Origin of the sequence: Paracoccus hibiscisoli (assembly GCF_005048265.1) — a bacterium.
Classification (GTDB): domain Bacteria; phylum Pseudomonadota; class Alphaproteobacteria; order Rhodobacterales; family Rhodobacteraceae; genus Paracoccus; species Paracoccus hibiscisoli.
The window spans coordinates 1-849 of sequence record NZ_SUNH01000104.1; the positions used below are offsets into that span (position 1 = coordinate 1).

Here is an 849-nt window from a genome sequence, read left to right on the forward strand (position 1 = left end):
AACCGTTCAAAGAACGCCCATTCCTCGTCCGACATCAGGTCTCGTGCCAAGCTGGTCTCGATCGCAGATACCAGCTTGAATCATGCCCGAACCGCGTTGTGAATCCCTTTTGTCAACACGGCCTAGTATTTTAAACCCATTTGAAAGCCTGTCCATCGTTGGGAAAGGATCTGAAAAGCCCCATGAACGGCTGCCCTATAGCCTGAGCGAACTACAAGCGATCTGGCAACGGTGCAGAGAAATGGACGATGAGCGCCGCTGGGCTATTGCCATGCTGTCCGACACAGGGGCACGGCAAGCTGAGGTCGTCGGGCTACGGAAAGACGACGTGATCCTGACCGGGGATGTACCACACATCCTGATCCGCCCGAATGCGAACAGGGGCCTGAAGAATGTCCAGTCAGAACGGAAGGTCCCCTTGGTCGGTGAGGCCCTTTGGGCAGCACAACGGGCCATGACAACGGCAGGCAATGATCTGTTCCCGGTGTTCCAACCCCGAAGGTCTGACGCCGTGTTCAACCCAAACAGTGCGTCAGCGGCTCTCAACAAGTGGCTTAAGGAGAACCGGTTGGCAAAGGTAGGTCAAGGGCTTCACAGCTTCAGGCACACCCCTGTTGACCGCTTGAGGGACGCTGGTGTCCCAAAGGATGTCAGGGAACAGATTGGGGGTTGGAAGTCCCAAGGGGTCAGCGAAGGCTATGGCCAGGGAGGCGTTGTTGCAAAACTCTTATTGAGAGGGATTCACATCGCGATTTCATGCGGTTAGGCGGGCAGCATGAGCAAGCCCGATCCCGCCCGCTACCGCACGACGAACTGGCCCGCTTACAACGCTGCGCTCAGGAAGCGCGG

The 849-nt window shown here is 57.2% G+C and carries 1 protein-coding gene; it reads left to right on the top strand.

From position 1 onward, the window contains the following. Positions 1 to 82 precede the first annotated feature (82 nt). Complete coding sequence (locus tag FA740_RS19525) at positions 83 to 766, top strand: tyrosine-type recombinase/integrase (RefSeq protein ID WP_136858438.1); 684 nt, start codon at positions 83 to 85, stop codon at positions 764 to 766. Positions 767 to 849: the final 83 nt, after the last annotated feature.